Raw genomic sequence first — 15,741 nt, forward strand, 5'->3', positions numbered from 1 at the left:
GCGACCAGGGGAGCACCGGGTGACCACTTCGACCACCACCGAGAGCATCGACGTCCTCATCGTCGGTGCCGGGATCTCGGGTATCGGCGCCGCCCGGTATCTGACCACCGAGCAGCCGGCGAAGTCGTTCGCGATCGTCGAGGCGCGCGCCGCCGCGGGCGGCACCTGGGATCTGTTCCGATATCCGGGCATCCGATCGGACTCGGATCTGTACACCTTCGGCTACGAGTTCAAGCCGTGGACCGACAAGCAGGCCATCGCCGACGCCCCGCGCATCCTGGATTACCTCCACGAGACCATCGACGAGAACGGACTCACCGAGCACATCCGGTATCAGCACCGGGTGGTGTCGGCGGCCTGGTCGTCCGACGACGCGCGATGGCTCGTCGAGATCGATCGTGGGGACACCGGCGAACGGACCCGGATCAGTGCCGGCTGGATCTTCTGCGGCTCGGGCTATTACGACTACGACGAGGGATTCACCCCGGCATTCGAAGGGCGCGAGCGGTTCCAGGGTCAGATCGTGCACCCGCAGCACTGGCCGGAGGACCTCGACTACGCGGGCAAGCGCGTCGTGGTGATCGGCAGTGGCGCGACCGCGGTGACCTTGCTCCCGGCGATGGCCGACGACGCCGAGCACGTCACGATGCTGCAGCGGACGCCGACCTACATCATCCCTCTGCCCCGTGAGGACGCCATCGCCAACGCCCTCAAGAAGGCCCTCGGCGACAAGCGCGGATACGCGCTGACCCGGCAGAAGAATGTCGCGCAGCAGCGCTTGCTCTTCGAGCTCTGCCAGCGGTTCCCGTCCGTCGCACGCCGGATGATCCGCAAGATCAACGCATCCCAGCTGCCCGAGGGCTATCCGGTGGACACGCATTTCAATCCGCCGTACAACCCATGGGATCAGCGACTGTGTGTCGTGCCGGATTCCGACCTGTTCCGCACGATCCGCAAGGGCAAGGCGTCGATCGTCACCGATCGCGTCGCGACGTTCACCGAGACAGGTGTGCTGCTCGAGAGCGGCGAGGAACTCGAGGCGGACATCGTCGTCACCGCCACCGGCCTCAACATCAAGATCATCGGCGGCATCGACCTCTTCGTCGACGGCAGGCCGGTCTCGCTGCCCGATACGGTGGTCTATCGCGGCATGATGCTCTCGGGAGTTCCCAACTTCGCGCTCGCCATCGGCTATACGAACGCGTCGTGGACGCTCAAGATCGGGCTGCTGTGTGAGTACTTCTGCCAGCTGCTCAGTTTCATGGACGGCCACGGATACGACAGCGTCTGGGCCGTCGCCGACCCGTCGATGCCGACCAGGCCGCTCCTCGACTTCGGTGCGGGCTATGTCCAGCGCGCGCTGGCGACGTTGCCCAAACAGGGGTCGGAGGCACCATGGGTGATGTCGATGAGCTACTACGCCGATCGTCGACTGCTGCGCGGTGACGTCGAGGATGAGCACCTGCACTTCTCCGGTGCACGCGATCGTGTGGGGAGATCGGTCGGCGTGTGATCGGAGGGCGACTCAGTGGCTGTGCGCCAGTACCTGGATCGCCAATACCACGAAGCCGATCAGGACGAGCGAGACCAGTGCGGCCAGCTTCTGCCACCAGCTGATCTCTGCCTTGCGAACCGCCAGCCAGCCGATGAGGGCGAGAGTCGCGAGGTAGATGTAGGCGGCGATGAGCAGCGCGGTGTCGAGTTGCAGAACGTCGAGCCACGCGAGGGTGATCAGGATGAGCGGGAAGATCAGTGTGCCGAGAGCGCCGGTGGCGATGCCGACGATGATGCGGAGGTCGTCGCCGACCGGAAAATGCCGGTGCACCGCGAGGTAGGCGATGCCATCGGCGGCGAAACCGGCCAGGACCACTGCGAAAACGCCGAGGGCGAGGATCTCGAACGCGTACGCGGGGTTGTAGTGGTCTGATCCTCGGTACATCACGAGGACGATCGCCAGTCCGGTGAACGCTGCGTAGACGCGCTCCTTGAGGTAACTCACCGCCATGTGTGAAGGAATGTCCACGGGGCTGCCCGGGCTGATCGGATCAGGGGCACCTGGTTCGGTCATGACCATAGTGTGGGCCTATTCTGGCCGCCATGAGCGTCAACCCAACAGTCCTGGTCTCATCCGCCGGCCTCGTCGGTGGCTATGCCGCAGCGCGATTCACCGGTCGCCGCGAACTCGGTGGCGTGGTGCTTGCCGCTGCCGGCGCCTGGTGCACGCGGGAATGGGCACGGCAGAGTCCGGTCGCCGCGGCGGGTCTGCTGACCGGATATCTGGGTGCCTTCGGTGCGTCGCATCCGCTCGCGAAGAAGATCGGGGCCTGGCCGTCAGTGTTCGCGGTGACGGCGGCTACCGCCGCGAGTACATATGCGGTGACCCGCAAGGGGTGAGTCGACAACACCGATCGGCCGATCCCCGGGTCTGCGTTCTGGAAGAATCGTGAGTTGTGCGCACTCGTAGCGAGAACGGCCGAACCCACGTCGTGATCATCGGTGCCGGATTCGGTGGCCTACATGCCGCTCGGCGCCTCAAGAAGGCCGATGTCAAGGTCACCGTTGTCGATCGCGGCACGAGCCATCTGTTCCAGCCATTGCTCTACCAATGCGCGACAGGGCTGCTGTCCCAGGGGGCGATCTCCAGTCCGATCCGGCACCTGCTGCGACGACAACGCAATGCCAACGTCGTGCTGGGTGAGGCCAAGAACGTCGATGCGGCCGCGCGGACCGTTGCGGTCGAGCGCCCCGACGGATCGACCATGACGATCCTGTACGACCACCTCGTCGTCGCGGCCGGGATGCGTACCGCTTATCACGGGTGCGAGGAGTTCGCGGAGTTCGCTCCGGGCATGAAGACCCTCGACGATGCACTCGCCATCCGCCGCAAGATCATCGGGGCCTTCGAGCTGGCGGAGTCCCTGCCGGACGTGACCCAGAGGCGTCCGTGGCTCACGTTCGCGGTGGCCGGTGGCGGACCGACCGGGGTGGAGCTCGCCGGTCAGATCCGCGAACTCGCGACGTTGGCGCTCGAGAACGAGTTCCGCACCATCGATCCCGGTGAGGCGCGAGTCCTCCTGCTGCACGGCGGAGATCGGGTGTTGCCGTCGTTCACGCCTGCCTTGTCGCGACGTGCGCAGAAGATCCTCGACGAGCTCGGCGTGGAGACCCACCTCGGCGTCCATGTGACCGGTGTGACCGCCGACCAGGTGGAGACCACCAGCAAGTCCGAGCCACACAAGGTCATCCACTACGAGGCGAAGACCGCCCTGTGGACCACGGGTGTGGAGGCGGTGCCGTTCGCCGGGGCGCTTGCCCGCGCACTCGGTGTGGAGCAGGATCGCGGCGGACGGATCCCGGTCGCGGCGGACCTCTCGGTGCAGGGGTATCCGAACGTGTGGGTGGTCGGGGACATGAGTTCCCGCGACGAGTTGCCAGGTGTGGCCGAGGTGGCGATGCAGGGTGGACGGCACGTCGGGGCGGTGATCGCCCATCTCGCCGGTGGCGGCACCGAGCGCGCGCCATTCCGCTACCGCGATCTGGGCAGCGCCGCGTATATCGCTCGTCGGCATGCCGTGGTGCAGGCCGGCAAATTGCAGCTGTCCGGGTACACCGGTTGGTTGGCCTGGGGCGTCATCCACATCGCCTTCCTCGCCGGTATGCGTAACCGTATGGGCACTGTGATGAATTGGAGCGCGACGCTACTGACCGACTCCCGGAAGGAACGCGCCATCACCTACGGCGACCCGGAGACCGCTCGCCAGCCATATCGCTGACTACCCGTTTTTCTGACTACCCGTTTTTCTGACTACCCGTATCGCTGAGCCGCCGTGTCCCAGATGACACCAGAGCGGGGGACGACGTCGGTGGGCGGTTCGGCGTTGCGCTGAGGTGTCATCGGGGACAGCGGTCGCGACGGTTGGGGCCAAGTGGTTGCTCGATCGGCGCCGACACGGCGGTCATGCGGATTCATTACCTGGTAGGTAGTGGATCCGACGAGGGTCCCGCCGGAGGATGGACGTACGGCATCGAGGAGGTCCGCATGACATCGCACACTCATCCTGTCCGGCATCCTGTCCCGGTTCCCACCGCCGCACCGACAGCATCGAGCCCACGCTGGCTGACGATCGTCATGCGTTGCGACCGCTGGGGCTCGTACTGGTTCGTGGCGGTCGGGTTCTTCTTCGCGCCGATTCTGCTGATTCTGGCTCCCTGGTCGTTCGCGGTCGCGATCGCGTGGACGCTGATCTCGCTGTCCGGCTTGTGGCTCGGGGTTCTCGGGATCTTCATGGCAATCGGACTCGCGAGGGTGCTCCGTGCGGGTGAGGAGATCCCCGAGGAGTACTGGTGGTCGCTGTTGGGGCGCGCCCCGTCGACGCATCGATAGCTGCAGTGAGATCTCGCCGACGGCGGCTTTGTCGGCGGCCCTGCGCACGGTCATCTGTTGGGTGGTCGACAGCGAGACCAGCATGTCGTCATAGACCGATTGGCCCAGTCGGTAGGCGCTCAGTAGTGATCGGGCCTCGTGTTGGCGGCTCGTGCGTAGATGATCGCGTGCGGCCGCGGCGACGTCGGTCGATGACGCCGACGCGATGGCCGCATCAGCGGCAGCGGGATCAGCACATGTGAACACGACAGCAGGGGCCTTTGCAGATCGAAACCGACAGGACACCAACAACATCTGCCCGTCATAGGAAACGAAAAGCCCGCATCACCATCAACTGGAACATATCGGGGGGCACCGACAAGATCGGCTGACCAGCGTTTGTGGAGGCTTGGTTTCGATACGCACGCTCGTTCCTCGCGGGCTACTCAACCAGCAGGATGGGGTGGGCACGGGCGTTCCTGGCGACCTACTCAACGCGCCCGGTGAGCCCGCGGCGATCAGGTCGTCAGCAACCGCCACAACCCGATGAGACCGACCACGACGATCACCGCGCGCAGTGCGGTCGGCGACAGTCGTCGCCCGTAACGCGCGCCGAGGACGCCGCCGAACAGTGATCCGATCGCGATCAGCCCGGCGACGGCCCAGTCGATCCGGTCGAAGGCCACCAGGGTGTAGGTGACCGCGGCCACCACGTTGACCACCAGCGAGAGAAGGTTTTTCGCGGCGTTCATCCGCTGCAGGTCGTCGGGGACGATCACGCCGAGTGCGCCCACCAGCAGGATGCCCTGCGCGGCAGTGAAATACCCGCCATAGACGCCGACGGCAAACGTGGCGGTCACCATCGCGGCGATCCGGGGACCGGTGAGGCTCACGGTCGGGTGATCCGGGCCCATCGAACGATGCCCGACCCACTTCTGGATTCGCGGCTGCGCGACCACCAGGAACAGCGCGGCGACCAACAGCACCGGCACGACCGCCTCGAAGACGGTCTCGGGCAGATGCAGCAGTAGCCAGCAACCGAGAATGGCCCCGCAGAAGGACGCGGGTATCTGCCAGCGCAACTGCGGCCATTGGCCCGACAACTCGCGTCGATATCCCCAGGTGCCCGACACCCCACCCGCGACCAGACCGATCGCGTTCGACATCGTCGCACTCACCGGCGGCACCCCGAACGCGACAAGGGTGGGGAAGGTGATGAGAGTGCCACTGCCGACCACGGCGTTGATGGCTCCCGCTCCGACGCCCGCCACGAGCACGGCGAGCAGTTCCCAGGTCGTCATTCTGTCGAGAGTGCACGGAGGTCATCGAGGGCGGAAGGGCGGGGTGCGGCTATCTCGTTTCGCGCGATGTCAGACGAGCTTGGGGAAGGCCGCGAGAAAGCAGATCCCGACGATCAGCAACACCACGGCACCGATCAACATGGCCCAGCTGAGCCTCGGAGTCTCGAAGCGGCCGGAGAACGCCGCGAAGAACAAGACGAGAGCGAAGAGGACGGTGAGAATCGTGTAGTTGTCGCCGCGCTGGTTGTTGCGCAGCGCCACCTGGAACAACCGGTCGGCGCGCGCATCTGCCGCGGCCGCTTCCCGTTGGCCGGGTGGCACATACGATGCGAGTTCGAACGGGGTCTTCGGCGCGTTCGGATTCTGCAGCGGTTTCGCCGCCAGCCATTCGTCGAACGCGGGGCGGAAGCGGTCGGTGAAGCGCTCTTCGACGAACTTCTCGAGCGCCACGTCCTTCTCCGCGACGGCCTGGACATACAGGCTGAACGAGGAGAGGTCGATCTGCTTGGCCGCGTTGACCGCACCGGCGTCGCGCGCAGCCTCGATACGCGCGGACGACGCCTGGGAGAACGAGATCGACATCGCGCCACCCCATTTGCTCGCCTCGAACCCGCTCCACGCCGTGAGGATCGCCGTGACCGAGAGGACCACGACGGCCACGGTCTCGCGCCAGCGGATGACGCGCTCGTTGTCGGGGCGTATGTCCGCGGGCTCGCCGGGACTGTCGTGCGTATCGGCCACGGGAACGAGAATATTTGTCCGCAGAGGGCGACGCTCGAAACACGCCGTTCGTGGCGGTCGGGATCTCGAGGCGGACCGGAGAACTGCGGTTACCCCCTCGGCGTGAGGTGTGACTCCTAGACTCGACCCATGAGCACAACCGACGAGGTCGTCGAACAGATCCTGCGTACCTACGACACCATCACCGTCGTCGGTGCGAGCGCCAATCCGTCGAAGGCCGCGAACGAGGTTCCCGCGTACATGGCGGAGCACGGATGGCGGATCATCCCGGTGAATCCGCATGCCGATGAGATCGTGGGCCAGAAGGTCTATCGCACCTTGGCCGAGGTCCCCGAGGAGGTCGGCCTGGTGGACGTGTTCCGTCCGTCCGAGGATGCCGCGGAGGTTGCGCGGCAGGCGGTCGCGGCAGGCGCGACCGCGTTGTGGCTACAGCTGGGCATCGCATCCGAGGAGGCCCGTGCGATCGCCGACGATGCCGGGTTGCTCTACGTCGAGGACCGCTGCCTGATCATCGAACAACGACGCACCGGCCTCGTCGCGCCGAAGTCCTGACCCACGCACGCCCCGCATCGCGATGCATTTCGACACGGCAGACATCACCGGGGCGGGGCTGCCGCTGTTCCTGCTCTTCCTGTCGTTCGTGGTCACCTTCCTCGTCACGCGTCTCATCACCCGGCTCATCCGGGCCGGTCGAGGTCCGTTCAAGAACAACGTGCGGGGCGGGGTCCACATCCACCACGCGGTGCCCGGCATCATCCTGACCGTGGGCGGCGCGTTCGTCTCGGTGGCGGTCGACGGGTCCTCGCCGGGTGCCGAGATCAGTGCCGTACTGATCGGCGTCGGGACGTCGCTGGTGCTCGACGAGTTCGCGCTCATCCTGCACATGCAGGACGTCTACTGGGCGCGCGAGGGGCAGCTCTCGGTCCAGGTTGTGTGTCTCACCATCGCGGCACTGGGTTTGTCGGTACTCGGGGTGAACCCGCTGCAGTCCGATGACGACGACAAGGTCTCGATCGGCCCCCTCGTGTTGTCGGTGAACCTGCCGATCACCATCGGCTGCCTGCTCCTGTGCGTCGCGAAAGGCAAGTACTCGACGGCGGCCATCGGAGCCTTCATCGCACCGGTGGCGTGGATCGGTGCGATTCGCCTGGCGCGACCTCGGTCGCGATGGGCACGCAGACGCTACTCGACGACGAAGCTGGCCAAGGCGACCGCCCGTGCGACGACATTCGACGCCCGGTATGGCTCATGGGGACTCGACGTGGAGGACCTCGTCGCGGGCCGGCCGACCGACCAGGATCCGGGCGGTGCCGGCGGAGATCCGGGCGCTGCGGGTCGAGATCAGAGCACCCCGGGCACGGTTCAGGACACGGCCTGATCGGCGCCCGACCCGAACTCCCGGCGGGCCAGGTCGAGAAAGGCGTGCACCGCGGGCCCGGCGGGCGTGCGCGACACGAACCCCAGCGAGGCCGGATCGTCCACTCCGCGGATCGGGCGCCCGACCACGACGTCGGCGCGGTCGGCGACGATGGACTCGCTCAGCACCCCGATGCCCAACCCGCTTCTGACGAGTTCGACGACGGCATCCGGCGACGACGCCGCCAAGGCGGTCCGGAGGTCGCCGGCCCCCCGGTCGAACGCGGTCCGGATGCCGGCGCCGCGCGGCAGCCCCACCAATGGGTGACCGCGTAGATCACGAAGGGACAGCACCTTTTTCGAACAGAGCGGATGATCGCGGGGTAGCGCCGCCACCACACGTTCGCGCACCACCGACAGTTCGTCGACACCGTCGGGGAGGTCGCCGGCATAGCCGACCAGCGCTACGTCGAGCTCGCCGCGCAGTACCTGCGCGACCAGCCCGTCCGAGGCGCCCTCGGTGAGCGACAGTCCCACTCCCGGGTGGCGATCGCGGAAGAGCCCGAGCGTGGTGAACAGTGGTCGGACCGTGCATCCGTCGACCATCCCGACCGAGAGGTGGCCGCGCACCACCTGGTTCACGTCGGCCACCGCCTGCCGTACCGACTCGGCCGCGGCCAGCGCGTCGCGGGCGGCAGGCAGGGCCGCGCGGCCTGCGCCGGTGAGGGTCACCCGACGTCCCGACCGATCGAACAACTCGGCGCCCAGTTCACGTTCGAGCCCGCGGATCTGGGCGCTGATGTTCGGCTGGGTGGTGCGCACGCGCGCCGCCGCGGTGGTGAATCCCGACTCGGTCGCGACCGCGACGAAGTACTCGAGCTGGCGCAGTTCCATAACCAAGAATGATAGTCCCGATACAAAGAATCAGTTGTACTTCTCATCGGGTTCGCGCGATGGTGGAAGCAGAACCACCCGAGTCCAGGAGGAGACAATGACTTTCACCGACAGGGCCGCCACCCCGGAGGACATCACTCGACTGTTCGTCGAGTTCTCGAACGCCGGTGAGGCGGACGCCGTGGCGTCGCTTTACCACCCGGATGCCGTGATGGCCTACCCACCGGGCGAGGTCACGCGTGGTCGCGCGGCCATCCGCGAGCTGTGGGCCTCGGTGCTGGCCCACAATCCGACATTCGTCCCGGAAGCGCCCCTGCCGACGCTGTATTTCGGCGACGACCTGGCTTTGACGTCGACTCCGCCGCGGGATGGTGCGGGTGCGCGTGCGCAGGTTGTCGCACGACAGGACGACGGCTCGTGGGTGCGGATCATCGACCAGCCCGAGTTCCAGACGCCGACCAGTTGACGCGACGCACGAACTGATCGCGCACGACCGAATTGCTAGACTCGGCTGAGCACGTGCAGTCGAGAGGTGAGGCGAATGGCCGACAGGGCGATGGTCGACGAGAATCAACTGCTCCTCGAACGTCAGGTCTGCTTCGCCCTCGCCGTCGCCAATCGCTCGGTCCTCAAGATCTACCGCCGACTGCTCGAACCACTCGGTCTCACCCACCCGCAGTACCTCGTGATGTTGGCCCTCTGGGAGACGTCGCCACGGGCAGTCAAAGACATCGGACATGTGCTGCAACTGGATTCGGCGACCTTGTCGCCCTTGCTGAAGCGGCTCGAAGGGTCCGGGCTGGTGATCCGGCAGCGTCGCGACGACGACGAGCGCAATGTCGACGTCGCACTGACCGGCGCCGGCCGCGAGCTGCGCACCAAGGCGCTCGACATCCCGCCGGCCGTGGTCTCCGCGCTCGGCGTCGACATGGCCGACCTCGAGGAACTGCATGCGGTCCTCACCCGGGTGAACGCCGCAGCTCTCCGTGCCGAGTCGGAAGGGCCGTGAATCGAGGCCGCCGGACGGTCGTCGAGACAGGTCACGCGGTGGGCCCGACGGTGTTAGCGTCGAAGTAGTTGTCGTCGATCGCCGCGAGGAGGCGAATCATGAGCAACTCTCGATGCCGTGCCATGCTGATCACCCTCGGTGTTCTGCTCGCGACAGTGCTCGCAGCGGGATCTGTCGCCAACGCCCAGATCGATGTCAAGCGCGGTCAAACCGGACAGGTGTTGTTGGCCAAACAGGCCGACTGTCGCGTCTCACCGAACGGACTCACCGCACGTGACGCGTCCTTCACCGTCCTCTCTCCCGATCGGAGTCCCGGTGCCAACATCCGCACCCGTGCGATTCGCCTGATCAACGGGCGGGCGGTGCCGATGGCGGGCGCCACCTGGTCGGGCTGGCAGCAACTCCTGCCGAGCAAGCCGGTGCAGTTCCGCGGAGCGAGCGTGTGGACCGGTGACCGGCGCGCGCGCCTGGAAATCGCCCACGTCGTCGAATTCTGGGGACTGCGAGGCGGATTCCTCGGTGCGAAGCTGGCCATCCAGAACCGCTACCTGACCACCAGTAGCACTTTGCCGGACTTCGGATCGCTCGGTCCGTGGCTGCCGGTCCAGCGGTACTGCCAGGTGCCGCGCCGCTGAAGTCGTCCGAGGACCGGCGGCTAAGGTCGACACATGGCTGAGCCGACGATCGCAGAGACGAGGTGAACGGCGTGATCGCCATCCTGGTCATCGTGGTCACCATCGTGGTGGCACTGTTCATCCTGGGTGGCGCGGCATGGTTCGCCTGGGATTCGGACAAACGGGTCAAGAAGTTCGCTCGCTCGACCGATCTGATCCCGGGCAAGCCCGGACGGGCACCCGTCGCTTGGACGTCGGCGACCTCCAAGGAAGCACTGCTGCATCAACGCGTGCGGTATGCGATCGCCGATGTGCACGCCAATCCGGCGATACCGCATGACCAGAGCCTCGTCGCGGCGCGGGACCGCCTCGACGACGCCGTGTTCGACCTCGACGACAAGCTGATCGCGACCGCGGAGGTGGTCGATGAAGAGGATCGGTCGGCGAGGCTGGAGGCCGCCGAATCGGCCATCCTGGTACTCGAAGAACTCCCTCGGAAGCTCTGGGAGGCGCCGAAGGAGACTCAGCTCGCCGACCTGGAGAAGGTGACGTCGGCCCTCGTCGACGCATGACGGCACAGCGCGATGTGGGCGATCCCGACCACGAGCCGTCAGCCCACGCCGGAGTCACCGAGGACATCCTCACCGGCCGCACGCTCTGGGTCATCCTCGTGCTCGCCGCGATCGCCGGCGCCCTCGCCGGATTCGTGGGCGGTGCCTTCCGGTGGCTCCTCGAACACACCGAGCAGTGGCGTGGCGACATGGTCGATTGGGCGCACGGGCATTCGGGGTGGGGGTGGCTGATCCCGATCGCGGTGTCGGCCGTCGCGGCGGCAGGAGCGGCGGCGATCGCCCGATGGCAGCCGCTCTCCGCGGGGAGCGGCATCCAGCACGTGGAGGCCGTCGACCGCGGGGAATCCGACCCGCCGCCGCTGTCGGTGGTCCCGGCCCGGTTCGTCGGCGGGCTGCTCTCGGTCGGCCTGGCCGGGATGGTCCTCGGCCGTGAAGGCCCCACGGTGCACATGGCGGCTGCGATCGGTGCCGCTGCCGGACGGCTCGCACACCGTGCGCAGGACGAGATCCGGCTGCTGCAGACAGTGCTGTCGGGTACCGGACTCGCGGTCGCCTTCAATGCCCCGATCAGCGCGGTGTTCTTCATCTTCGAAGAGGTCACCAAGACATTCCGGCTGCGCGAGGCGATCGTGACGATGGTCGCGGTCGCCATCGGTGTCGGTGCCAGTCGGCTGGTCCTCGGTAACGAGCCGGACTTCACGCATGTCGGATCGGTCGAGACGCCGTCGTTGACGACCCTGCCGATCTTCGCCGTCTTCGGCCTCGTCGTGGGGCTGCTCGGTGTGGTCTACAACAAGCTGATCCTGGTGTGCCTCGACGGATTCGACAGGGTCCGCCGCGTACCCGCGATCGTCAAGGCCGGACTCATCGGTGCCGCCGTCGGCGCGCTGCTCTTTGCCGAGCCGGTGGTGGTCGGCGGTGGCGACGGGCTCGCCGATCTCATCCTGGCGGGACAGCGTTTCGCGCTGCCCGTCGTGATCCTGTATGTCGCGGTGCGCTTCGTCGCGGGCCCGGTGTCGTACGCGGCAGGGACTCCCGGCGGCATCTTCGCGCCGATTCTGGCGCTCGGAGCCCTGATGGGGCTCATCGCGGGTCGCGTGACAGAGGTCGTGGTGCCGGGACTGAACACGGATCTGACCGTCGCGTTCGCGCTGGTCGGCATGTCCACACTGTTCGCATCGATCGTGCGGGCGCCGTTCACCGGACTCGTGCTCGTCATCGAGATGACTGCGGTCACCACCGTCACGATCCCGATGCTGATGTCGGGAGCGATGGCGGTGGTCGTCGCCTCGTTGCTGCGCTCGCAGCCCATCTATGATGCGCTGCGGGTGCGGATGTTGCGGAAACACGCTGTGCCAGAACGTCCGCCGTCGACAGCCTGACACGTGGTCGGGCCCGAGCCGGCTCAGTCCTCGTCGGCCAGCTCGATGAGCTTGCGGACCGTCTTGAGGTTGCGGCCCGTGCCCTGCACTCCGAGGCCTTTGGCGATGACGGGCGCGGTCAGCTTCGAGACGCCTGCGCCGCCGTCATATCGGATGTGGAGGTCGTCGCCGATGACGGTGAACTCGTCGTCGCCGAAGGCGCGCTTCCCGAACTCGGTGATCTTCGCGGCGTCGGGTGTGCCGGTGAGGCAGTAGACATACGAATACTTCGGGTCGACGACGGTGAACGGATGAGCCTCCAGGGCGGCGGCGAGGTCGTCGCGGGACCGGCTGATCACCTCACGCGAATAGCCGAAGCGTTCGGTGATCGCCGCCTCCAGAGCCCGGTCGAATTCGTCGGTCGCACCGGGCGGATCACAGAGCAGGTTGCCCGACGCGATGTAGGTGGACACCTTGGTGGCGCCGAGTTCGGCTGCCATGGCCCGGAGATCGACCATCGGGAGCTTCGCCCCGCCCACGTTGATCGCACGGATCAGCACCACTCGTCGCGGCATCGTTCTCCTCGCCGGTCGGGCGTTCGGTCAGATGACAACCGGTCGCGGCGGCGGATCCGGCTGCGGGGGTCCGGGATTCGGACCCGGTTCGGGTTGTGGTCCTGGTCCGGGTTCAGGACCCGGCTGGGGGATCGGCTCGGGTTCCGGTACCGGGATCGGCGGTTCCGGGGTTGGTTCGGGCATCGGTTCCGGCGCCGGAACCGGCTCCGGTGGCGGTGGTGGGGGTGGGACAGGCTGACCCATGATCACACTCCTCACTGAGCGGGACTGCTCGTCGGTGATGGCGGTCGGCCCACCCGGCGCCGGAGCGGGTGAACCGGCCGAGTCGACTGCTGGCGACGTTACGCCGCCGACCCGACCGGGGCCACGGCATACGTGAGATGTGTGACCTGACGATGCCGCGCGCCGGCCGGGGCGCGGCCCGGCCCGGCCCAAAGGCGCGACGTGCAGCCGCATCTTGTCGACGAATACGGCGAGCTCGATCCAGCGTCACCGGACCTTCGCCAGATCGGTCCGGATGAGCATGACGTTGTAGTCGTCCCAGCGGGACGCGACGAAATAGAGGGACCGGCCGGTGGACCGCGGATGGATGAAGGGTGCGTAGAGCCCTTGTGTCTGCGTGGCCGGCACGATCGCCTTCTCGCCACTCCACGGACCGACGGGTGTGGGGGAGGTGCGGAGCACGATGCTCCCGGCGCGCTCGGAGAGCATGACGAACCGCTTGAGGTACCCGTTGTAGGCGACCGACATCTCACTCATCGGCTGACGCACGATGGGCACGGCGTCGATCGGGCGGGGGGACCACGCGCCGCCGCCCCGGTAGTACTCGTAGCGGTTGAGGTTCAGGATGTCCGCCGGCCGGAACCGGGAGATGAAGGCCGCGCCGAGCCGGCCGTTGGGTGTGCCGTACTGGTAGACGTAGCCGCCGGAGCGGAGGAACGCGCCCATCTGGAAGCGTCCGTGTCCCTGGGCGAGTTGGGTGATGCCCGGCACGGTCAGTTCGAGGTTGGCCCGGACGGTGTTGTTGTCGGTGGTCCACGTCTGCCCGTTGTCGCGGGAGACGGCGATCGCCGAATAGTTCGTCACCCACCGGCCGGGGCCGGTCCACTGATGGATCGACATGTAGCTCATGAACTGGACGCCGTTGATCGAGATACCGCCGGTCGGGATCTTGCCGACCTCGGTGTTGCGGATCGCGATCGCGTTGAGCATGGGTTGCGCAAAGGTCGGGTGCGCGGGCGTCACCGAAGCTCCGGACCGGATGGCCCCCGGGATGGCGTTCGGAAACGTGATGCCATTGTCGAGGTTCGAGCTGCCGTTGCTGCGCAGCATCGTGTTGTGCCGCCACACCATTTGTCCCGCGCATCTGCCCCAGGTGTCGCCGAATGCCATCAGAACCTGGCCGGACCCGTTGTCCCACGGCACGCCGACGTCGGTCGAGGTGATGGAGAACCGCTGGTCGGTGCGGTTGGGGCTGCGTGGCCCGGTCACCCACTGGATCGCCGTGCTCGCCCCGCGAAGTTTGACGAGAGGACCCTGCGGCTTCTTGCCACCCGCCCGGTAGCTGCCGAAATCCATGCTGCCGAGACCGATCTGACTCGATCCGGCGCTTCCGGTGCTGCCGACATCGCCGCCGTGGAATCCGACTGCGCTACAGACCGAGGCATCGGCAGGTGCGGACACCGACGCAGTACCGGTGACCGCCAACGCCGCGACCGCCGTCCCGGTGATGAGCATCCGCCATCCGGACATCGGTACCCCCTGGGGACCTGTGACAAGTGTCGCCAGTGTTGCAGAAGTCGCACTTCCTCCACAGGTTGTGGGCCGAACCGAGACGGAGGCGTTACCCGGCCAGTTCTCCCGTCGCATCAGGGCACCGATCGGGTACTCACGGGATCGGCGATCACCGTGGCGGCGGCCCGACATATCGCGCACGTGGCCGGACGATCCGAGGGCGGAGCTTATCTTGGATCTGCTCGCACGCACCGCCGGCGGGATACGGCCTGCCGCGCGATGATGTTGCACGGTGATGTTGGCCGGTGATGTTGCACGGCCCGCGCCGAGTCGCTCAGGCCGACGGCGCCGCCACCGCGAAGGTCCGCTGGAACGGCAGCACCGTCCCCCAGGACTCCGCCGGGTAGGCCGCACGCAGCCGCTCCTTGAGTTCGGCGACGAAGACCTCCCGGGTGTCGTCGTCGAGGGCCCTGAGGTAGGGACGCGCGGCCGTCCCGGAGATCCAGTCGTACACCGGGTCGGCGCCGTGCAAAACATGCAGGTAGGTCGTCGACCAGGCATTCGTCGAGAAGCCGCGCTCGGTGAAGAAGGTCAGATATTCGAGCGGACCGAAGCGCGGCACGCGTCGGACGGCGGAGAGCTGCTCGGCGAAGCGTGGATCGTCGGCTAGTTCGAGGAGCGACCGGTAGGTGGGATTGTCGCCGTTGTCGGGCACCTGCAGGGCGAAGACGCCGCCGTCGGTGAGGTGCCCCAGCAGCCGGTCGATGACGTCGAACTGGTCGGGCACCCACTGGAACATCGCGTTGGAGACGATGAGGTCGACGGGCTGATTCGGTGTCCACCCGGACACTTCCGCGATGTCGTAGTTGGCCAGCGCATCCGCGTTCTCGCGGATGGCCTTGTCGATCATCTCGGCCGACGAGTCGATGCCGAGGACCTGTGAATCGGGCCAGAGTGCACGCAGGTGGCGGGTGAGATGACCTGGACCGCAACCGAGGTCGACGATCGTCGCCGGTGCCGTCGGGATCTGGGCGATGAGGTCGAGGTATGGGCGCGCGCGGTCATCGGCGAATTGCAGGTAGCGGTCCGGATCCCAGGTCTGCATGGGTCCAGGGTAGTGCGAGAGAGCGGGTACGAGCAGGGTCGAAAGGTGACAAACATGGTCGACCCGGCCCCGGACAGGGGTGCAGTACCCTTCGTTGGGTGACAGACGCCGTGTTC

General features: G+C 66.9%; 18 protein-coding genes. 11 read left to right on the top strand and 7 right to left on the bottom strand.

The window, feature by feature from the left end; translation table 11 throughout:
* Positions 1-19 precede the first annotated feature (19 nt).
* Positions 20-1,513 (top strand): flavin-containing monooxygenase, encoded by a 1,494-nt coding sequence (locus ACLQ3I_RS22785; protein WP_425805023.1) that lies wholly within the window; start codon positions 20-22, stop codon positions 1,511-1,513.
* 12 nt (positions 1,514-1,525) lie between these two features.
* On the opposite strand, the gene ACLQ3I_RS22790 is transcribed toward ACLQ3I_RS22785, so the two are convergent.
* Positions 1,526-2,068, bottom strand: a complete 543-nt coding sequence (locus ACLQ3I_RS22790; protein ID WP_425794633.1) for a hypothetical protein — start codon at positions 2,066-2,068, stop codon at positions 1,526-1,528.
* 29 nt (positions 2,069-2,097) lie between these two features.
* Here ACLQ3I_RS22790 and ACLQ3I_RS22795 point away from each other — a divergent pair, with 29 nt between their 5' ends.
* The 3 genes from ACLQ3I_RS22795 to ACLQ3I_RS22805 all read left to right on the top strand — a co-directional run bounded on the left by ACLQ3I_RS22795 (position 2,098) and on the right by ACLQ3I_RS22805 (position 4,384).
* Positions 2,098-2,394 (top strand): hypothetical protein, encoded by a 297-nt coding sequence (locus ACLQ3I_RS22795; protein WP_267627024.1) that lies wholly within the window; start codon positions 2,098-2,100, stop codon positions 2,392-2,394.
* Between the two features lie 56 nt (positions 2,395-2,450).
* Positions 2,451-3,773, top strand: coding sequence for an NAD(P)/FAD-dependent oxidoreductase (locus tag ACLQ3I_RS22800; protein ID WP_425794630.1), 1,323 nt, complete (start codon positions 2,451-2,453; stop codon positions 3,771-3,773).
* Between the two features lie 266 nt (positions 3,774-4,039).
* Positions 4,040-4,384, top strand: a complete 345-nt coding sequence (locus ACLQ3I_RS22805; protein WP_425794629.1) for a hypothetical protein — start codon at positions 4,040-4,042, stop codon at positions 4,382-4,384.
* Between the two features lie 497 nt (positions 4,385-4,881).
* On the opposite strand, the gene ACLQ3I_RS22810 is transcribed toward ACLQ3I_RS22805, so the two are convergent.
* Together ACLQ3I_RS22810 and ACLQ3I_RS22815 are read right to left on the bottom strand one after the other, a co-directional pair.
* Entirely contained in the window at positions 4,882-5,664 is a 783-nt protein-coding gene (locus ACLQ3I_RS22810) for a sulfite exporter TauE/SafE family protein (RefSeq protein WP_425805026.1), read from the bottom strand.
* 69 nt (positions 5,665-5,733) lie between these two features.
* A complete protein-coding gene (locus ACLQ3I_RS22815; RefSeq protein WP_425805029.1) occupies positions 5,734-6,405 on the bottom strand; it encodes a hypothetical protein in 672 nt (223 codons plus the stop codon).
* Positions 6,406-6,534: 129 nt separating this feature from the next.
* Between ACLQ3I_RS22815 and ACLQ3I_RS22820 the strand changes: the two genes are divergently transcribed.
* Entirely contained in the window at positions 6,535-6,957 is a 423-nt protein-coding gene (locus tag ACLQ3I_RS22820; protein WP_425805032.1) for a CoA-binding protein, read from the top strand.
* Between the two features lie 22 nt (positions 6,958-6,979).
* Positions 6,980-7,783 (top strand): hypothetical protein, encoded by an 804-nt coding sequence (locus ACLQ3I_RS22825; protein WP_425805035.1) that lies wholly within the window; start codon positions 6,980-6,982, stop codon positions 7,781-7,783.
* Here the strand turns inward: ACLQ3I_RS22825 and ACLQ3I_RS22830 are convergent.
* A complete protein-coding gene (locus ACLQ3I_RS22830; RefSeq protein ID WP_425805038.1) occupies positions 7,768-8,655 on the bottom strand; it encodes a LysR family transcriptional regulator in 888 nt (295 codons plus the stop codon). The genes ACLQ3I_RS22825 and ACLQ3I_RS22830 overlap by 16 nt on opposite strands.
* A 97-nt stretch (positions 8,656-8,752) precedes the next feature.
* Between ACLQ3I_RS22830 and ACLQ3I_RS22835 the strand changes: the two genes are divergently transcribed.
* From ACLQ3I_RS22835 to ACLQ3I_RS22855, 5 genes are all read left to right on the top strand, one after another.
* Positions 8,753-9,121, top strand: coding sequence for a YybH family protein (locus ACLQ3I_RS22835; protein ID WP_425805041.1), 369 nt, complete (start codon positions 8,753-8,755; stop codon positions 9,119-9,121).
* A gap of 75 nt (positions 9,122-9,196) precedes the next feature.
* Entirely contained in the window at positions 9,197-9,664 is a 468-nt protein-coding gene (locus ACLQ3I_RS22840; RefSeq protein WP_425805044.1) for a MarR family winged helix-turn-helix transcriptional regulator, read from the top strand.
* Positions 9,665-9,762: 98 nt separating this feature from the next.
* Entirely contained in the window at positions 9,763-10,299 is a 537-nt protein-coding gene (locus ACLQ3I_RS22845; RefSeq protein WP_425794620.1) for a hypothetical protein, read from the top strand.
* Positions 10,300-10,370: 71 nt separating this feature from the next.
* Complete coding sequence (locus ACLQ3I_RS22850) at positions 10,371-10,850, top strand: hypothetical protein (RefSeq protein ID WP_425794618.1); 480 nt, start codon at positions 10,371-10,373, stop codon at positions 10,848-10,850.
* Positions 10,847-12,232: a ClC family H(+)/Cl(-) exchange transporter gene (locus ACLQ3I_RS22855; RefSeq protein WP_425794617.1), complete on the top strand. Its 1,386-nt coding sequence runs from the start codon at positions 10,847-10,849 to the stop codon at positions 12,230-12,232. Before ACLQ3I_RS22850 ends, ACLQ3I_RS22855 begins: the two co-directional genes overlap by 4 nt.
* 23 nt (positions 12,233-12,255) lie before the next feature.
* Here the strand turns inward: ACLQ3I_RS22855 and ACLQ3I_RS22860 are convergent, their stop codons facing one another.
* From ACLQ3I_RS22860 to ACLQ3I_RS22870, 3 genes are all read right to left on the bottom strand, one after another.
* Positions 12,256-12,786, bottom strand: a complete 531-nt coding sequence (locus ACLQ3I_RS22860; protein WP_425794616.1) for a DUF1697 domain-containing protein — start codon at positions 12,784-12,786, stop codon at positions 12,256-12,258.
* Between the two features lie 489 nt (positions 12,787-13,275).
* A complete protein-coding gene (locus tag ACLQ3I_RS22865) occupies positions 13,276-14,538 on the bottom strand; it encodes a DUF4185 domain-containing protein (RefSeq protein WP_425805047.1) in 1,263 nt (420 codons plus the stop codon).
* A gap of 316 nt (positions 14,539-14,854) precedes the next feature.
* A complete protein-coding gene (locus ACLQ3I_RS22870) occupies positions 14,855-15,625 on the bottom strand; it encodes a methyltransferase domain-containing protein (RefSeq protein WP_425805050.1) in 771 nt (256 codons plus the stop codon).
* Between the last annotated feature and the right edge of the window lie 116 nt (positions 15,626-15,741).

Origin of the sequence: Gordonia sp. DT101 (assembly GCF_049844895.1) — a bacterium.
Lineage (GTDB): Bacteria > Actinomycetota > Actinomycetes > Mycobacteriales > Mycobacteriaceae > Gordonia.

Coding starts and splice junctions, on each gene's coding strand:
- ACLQ3I_RS22870 (WP_425805050.1), bottom strand. CDS start 15,625: ATGCAGACCTGGGATCCGGACCGCTACCTGCAATTCGCCGATGACCGC.
- ACLQ3I_RS22830 (WP_425805038.1), bottom strand. CDS start 8,655: ATGGAACTGCGCCAGCTCGAGTACTTCGTCGCGGTCGCGACCGAGTCG.
- ACLQ3I_RS22805 (WP_425794629.1), top strand. CDS start 4,040: ATGACATCGCACACTCATCCTGTCCGGCATCCTGTCCCGGTTCCCACC.
- ACLQ3I_RS22860 (WP_425794616.1), bottom strand. CDS start 12,786: ATGCCGCGACGAGTGGTGCTGATCCGTGCGATCAACGTGGGCGGGGCG.
- ACLQ3I_RS22845 (WP_425794620.1), top strand. CDS start 9,763: ATGAGCAACTCTCGATGCCGTGCCATGCTGATCACCCTCGGTGTTCTG.
- ACLQ3I_RS22810 (WP_425805026.1), bottom strand. CDS start 5,664: ATGACGACCTGGGAACTGCTCGCCGTGCTCGTGGCGGGCGTCGGAGCG.
- ACLQ3I_RS22790 (WP_425794633.1), bottom strand. CDS start 2,068: ATGACCGAACCAGGTGCCCCTGATCCGATCAGCCCGGGCAGCCCCGTG.
- ACLQ3I_RS22855 (WP_425794617.1), top strand. CDS start 10,847: ATGACGGCACAGCGCGATGTGGGCGATCCCGACCACGAGCCGTCAGCC.
- ACLQ3I_RS22835 (WP_425805041.1), top strand. CDS start 8,753: ATGACTTTCACCGACAGGGCCGCCACCCCGGAGGACATCACTCGACTG.
- ACLQ3I_RS22795 (WP_267627024.1), top strand. CDS start 2,098: ATGAGCGTCAACCCAACAGTCCTGGTCTCATCCGCCGGCCTCGTCGGT.
- ACLQ3I_RS22865 (WP_425805047.1), bottom strand. CDS start 14,538: ATGTCCGGATGGCGGATGCTCATCACCGGGACGGCGGTCGCGGCGTTG.
- ACLQ3I_RS22840 (WP_425805044.1), top strand. CDS start 9,197: ATGGCCGACAGGGCGATGGTCGACGAGAATCAACTGCTCCTCGAACGT.
- ACLQ3I_RS22820 (WP_425805032.1), top strand. CDS start 6,535: ATGAGCACAACCGACGAGGTCGTCGAACAGATCCTGCGTACCTACGAC.
- ACLQ3I_RS22825 (WP_425805035.1), top strand. CDS start 6,980: ATGCATTTCGACACGGCAGACATCACCGGGGCGGGGCTGCCGCTGTTC.